This window comes from Cellulomonas biazotea (genome assembly GCF_004306155.1).
Classification (GTDB): domain Bacteria; phylum Actinomycetota; class Actinomycetes; order Actinomycetales; family Cellulomonadaceae; genus Cellulomonas; species Cellulomonas biazotea.
On sequence record NZ_BIMR01000037.1, the window covers coordinates 1 to 4,043 of the forward strand.

2 protein-coding genes are annotated in these 4,043 nt (G+C 72.8%); both read right to left on the reverse strand.

Annotation, left to right across the window (positions count from 1 at the left end):
- Positions 1–532: 532 nt before the first annotated feature.
- On the reverse strand, positions 533–1,816 hold the full coding sequence (gene eno / locus CBZ_RS03445; protein ID WP_130780206.1) for a phosphopyruvate hydratase: 1,284 nt from the start codon (positions 1,814–1,816) through the stop codon (positions 533–535).
- A 157-nt stretch (positions 1,817–1,973) separates the two neighbouring features.
- On the reverse strand, positions 1,974–4,043 hold a 2,070-nt coding region (locus tag CBZ_RS03450), incomplete at its 5' end, for an endo-1,4-beta-xylanase (RefSeq protein WP_307720743.1).

The window sequence follows — 4,043 nt, forward strand, 5'->3', positions numbered from 1 at the left end:
GCGCGGGGCCGTGGGTCGAGTCGCGGGTCGAGCGGTCGGTGTGCCGGCGGCCGGGGTGCCCGCGGCGGGGGTCGCCGGGCTCGTCCGGGGCGACGCCGGGCGCCTGCCCGGGCCGCTCGGCGGCACGGGACGGCGCGGGGAGGGCATGGCGTCGATTCTGCCCTGGCGGCGCGGCACCTGCGCGGACGCGCCACGGACGGGCGGGTCGCGCCCTCACGGACCCGGCCGCGGGGACCCCGTCATCGAGCCCGTGTCGGCGCTCCGGACGACCACGATGACGGGGTCGAGGCCAGCCGCACCTCACGCGCCCGACTACGCCGACCCCGTCGTCGCGCCCGCGTCGGCGCTCCGGACGACCACCATGACGGGGTCGGCAGGGGGCTGGGAGGGATCGACGGCGGAGAGCGGCGGCGGGGAGCAGCGGCGGGACGGCGGTTCGCCCGCGCGGTCACGTCACGTCCCGCCGGGACGCCGGAGGCCGGCCACCCCGTGGGGTGACCGGCCTCCGGTCGTCGAGCGGGACCCGGTCGGGTCAGCCCTGGCGGAACCGCGGGAAGGCGGAACGGCCGGCGTAGCGACCGGCGTCGTCCAGCTCCTCCTCGATGCGCAGGAGCTGGTTGTACTTGTTGATGCGCTCGCCACGGGCGGGGGCACCGGTCTTGATCTGGCCGGCGTTCGTCGCGACGGACAGGTCGGCGATGGTGGTGTCCTCGGTCTCGCCGGAGCGGTGCGAGGTCATCGTCGTGAAGCCGTTGCGCTGCGCGAGCTCGACGGCGTCGAGCGTCTCGGTGAGCGTGCCGATCTGGTTGAGCTTGACCAGCAGCGAGTTCGCCGACTTGAGCTCGATGCCCTTGGCGAGGCGCTCCGGGTTGGTGACGAACAGGTCGTCGCCGACGATCTGCACGCGGTCGCCGACCTCGGACACGAGCTGCGACCACGAGGCCCACTCGTCCTCGGACAGCGGGTCCTCGATGGAGACCAGCGGGTAGTCCCGGATGAGCTGCTCGTAGTACGCGATCATGAACTCGGGCGTCTGCGCCTTGCCCTCGAACTGGTAGGCGCCGTCCTTGAAGAACTCGGTCGAGGCGACGTCCAGGGCCAGGCCCAGGTCGACGCCCGGCGTGAAGCCGGCCTTCTCGATCGCGACGAGGATGAGGTCGAGCGCGGCGCGGTTCGACTCGAGGTTCGGCGCGAAGCCGCCCTCGTCGCCGAGGCCGGTGCCCAGGCCCTTGCTCTTCAGCACGGACTTGAGCGAGTGGTAGACCTCGGTGCCGGTGCGCAGCGCCTCGCGGAAGGTCGTGGCGCCGATGGGGGCGACCATGAACTCCTGGATGTCGACGTTGGAGTCGGCGTGCGACCCACCGTTGAGGATGTTCATCATCGGCACGGGCAGGACGTGCGCGTTGGGGCCGCCGACGTAGCGGAACAGCGGCAGGTCGGCCGAGTCGGCCGCGGCCTTCGCGACGGCCAGCGAGACGCCGAGGATGGCGTTGGCGCCGAGCTTGCCCTTGTTGGGGGTGCCGTCCAGGTCGATGAGCGCGGCGTCGACGAGACGCTGCTCGGTGGCCTCGAAGCCGATGAGCTCGGGGGCGATCTCGTCGATGACCGCGTTCACGGCCTCCTCGACGCCCTTGCCCAGGTAGCGGGACTTGTCGCCGTCACGGCGCTCGACGGCCTCGAACGCACCGGTCGACGCACCCGAGGGCACGGCTGCACGGGCGATGGTGCCGTCGTCGAGGGCGACCTCGACCTCCACGGTGGGGTTGCCGCGCGAGTCCAGGATCTCGCGGGCGCCGACGGCCTCGATGCTGGCCATGGGTGCTCCTTCGACGAGCGGGTGGGTTTACGACCTCACCCTAGTGGGGTGCCGGACGGACCGCGGTGGGACGTCGGACCTTGGACACGGCTGCGCCGCACGGTAGGGGGTCGGTCCCGGTCCCGTGCGGCGCAGCGGTCGTGGTCGCCGTCTGCGGTCAGCGCACCACGCAGGTCGTGCCGTTGAGGCTCGCGGCCGTCGGGTTCGCGGCCGGGGTCGCGCTCGACGAGCCGATAAACCCGAACGTCGTCGACCCCCCGGCCGCCGCGAGGCGGCTGTTCCACGACAGGTTCGTCGCCGTGACCTGGGTGCCCGACTGCGTGGCGGTCGCGCTCCACACCTGGGAGAGCTGCTCGCCGGCGCCGAAGGTCCAGCGCACGGTCCAGCCGTCGACGACCGCGGTGCCGTTGTTCACGACGGTCACCTGCCCGACGAACCCGCCGGGCCAGGCGCTGCTGACCTGGTAGTCCACGACGCACGCGCCGCCGGACGTCGGCGTCGGGGTGGGCGTGGGAGTCGGGGTCGGCGTGGGAGTCGGCGTCGGCGTGGGCGTCGGCGTCGGCGTGGGAGTCGGCGTCGGCGTGGGAGTCGGCGTCGGCGTGGGGGTAGGCGTCGGGGTCGGCGTCGCCTCGATGCGCGACGGGTCCACGACCCCCCAGAACGCGGGCTTGGCGCCGAGCGTCCCGTCGAAGAGCAGCGGCGCGGCACCGGCGCGCAGCCACGTGCGGCTGTCGTCGAGCCCCCAGAGCGTGACCGAGGTCAGCGACGACGCGTGCTTCTTGAGCATCGCGAACACGTCGCGGTAGTAGTACGCCTGCTCGAGCAGGCGCGACGCGGGCGGGGTCGCCCAGGACTCGCCCGACGACTTGTACGTCGAGACGTCGAGCTCGGTGACGGCCTGCGTCACGGGCAGCGCCTCGAACGCGCTGATGGTGGCCTCCATGCCGCTGATCGACCGGCCGATCTCGACGTGCAGCTGGTGGCCGACGCCGTCGACGGGCACGCCCTGCGCGAGCAGGGACTGCACGAGCGACAGGTAGGGCGCGCGCTTGTTCGAGAACTCGGTGTTGTAGTCGTTGATGAACAGCAGCACGTCGGGCCCGAACGCGGTGCGCGCGTAGCGGAACGCGTCGGCGATGTACGACGGCCCGAGGACCCGGTACCACTCGCTGCGGCGCAGGCCGTCGGACTGGTTCTCGTCGATGACCTCGTTGACGACGTCGAACGCGAAGATCGGGTTGCCCGCGGTGCCGTACTCGCCGTACTTGGTGCGGAAGTGGTCGGCGAGCGTCTGGATGTGGGTCTGCAGCCGCGAGCGCAGGAGCGCCTGGTCGGCGGTGCTGGTCGTGAGGCTGGAGCCGTCGGACTTCTGGAAGAACCACGCGGGCGTCTGCTGGTGCCACAGCAGCGTGTGGCCGTAGACGTCGAGGTCGTGCGCGACGGCGTAGTCGACGACCTGGTCGGCGCCGGCGAACGTCCACGTGGTCTCGGTGGGGTGCGTGGCGTCGGGCTTCATGGCGTTGCCGGGGGTGACCTGGCCGAAGTGCCGCAGCAGGACGTCGGAGCGGGCGCCGAGCGTCTCGGGGGCCTCGATCGCGGCGCCCATGGGGAAGCTGCTCGCCCAGACGTCCTTGATCCGGGGCAGGGTCAGGTCCGGCGTCAGCGCGGTGCTGGTGACGAGGACGTCGTCGACGAGCAGGTCGGTGAGCGACCCGGTGGTCTCGACGTAGAGCGACGCCGTCGTGAACGTGCCGGGCGTGTAGCTCGCGGTGAGCTGGGTCCACGCGCCGGAGGTGACGGAGTTGTTCGTCGTGATGGTGTCGTACGACGACACGCCGGCGTTGTCGCGCTGGGCGGACAGGCGCACGCCCGCGCTGCCGGACGACCCGGACGGGAGCCGCACCCACACCGACACCGTGTACGTGGTGCCGGGCTCGAACAGCGTCGTGACGTCGCGCGTCGCCCCGTTCCAGGACGCCGTGCGCCCGGTGACCTTGAGGCTCTGCGTGCCGCGCGGGTTGTCCGTCGACGTGAGCGCGACGGCTGCGGCCCCGCGTCCGCCCCAGCCGCCGAGCCCCTGCTCGAAGTCGGACGCGAGCACGGTGACGGCCGCGGCGGCGGCGGGCTGCGCGCGGACCGCGGCGACGAGGCCGGTGAGGGCGAGGACGGCGGCGGCGACGAGCGCGGTCGTCGTCCGCAGCGCGGGGCGCGCGGGCAGGTGCGACGA

Coding starts and splice junctions, on each gene's coding strand:
- eno (WP_130780206.1), bottom strand. CDS start 1,816: ATGGCCAGCATCGAGGCCGTCGGCGCCCGCGAGATCCTGGACTCGCGC.